We start from the raw sequence: 520 nt of genomic DNA on the forward strand, positions 1-520 counted from the left end.
CAGTACAATGGACGCCCCGGCGTCCCGGGATATAGAACCGCGATGAGCCGCGCCGACCGACTGCCAGATTGCGCGAGGGGCCCATGGGGCTCCGCGCGCTCTGGCCCCCGGCGCAGCTTCGCCCGAACAAGCCACCACGCACAGCGGATACTGGCCGGAGCTTGCTCCGGCCAAAGCCCGTTGTCCGGGTGCCATGGAATCAAATGGCCAAGAAAATGCTTATCGATGCCACCCACCCGGAGGAGACCCGGGTCGTGGTGGTGGACGGAAACAAGGTCGAGGAGTTCGACTTCGAGACCGTCAACAAGCGGCAGCTCGCCGGCAACATCTATCTCGCCAAGGTAACGCGCGTCGAGCCGTCGCTGCAGGCGGCCTTCGTCGATTACGGCGGCAACCGGCACGGCTTCCTCGCCTTCGCCGAGATCCACCCCGATTATTACCAGATCCCGGTCGCCGACCGTAAGGCGCTGCTTGAGGAAGAGCGGGCCTATGCGCGGGCGGAGGATGACGAGGACCACGG

1 pseudogene is annotated in these 520 nt (G+C 65.4%); it reads left to right on the plus strand.

The features are described from left to right. Positions 1-203 precede the first annotated feature (203 nt). Positions 204-520: pseudogene (locus CKO11_RS17385) on the plus strand (S1 RNA-binding domain-containing protein); the annotation flags it as partial.

Source organism: Rhodobacter sp. TJ_12, assembly GCF_020023995.1.
Lineage (GTDB): Bacteria > Pseudomonadota > Alphaproteobacteria > Rhodobacterales > Rhodobacteraceae > Rhodobacter.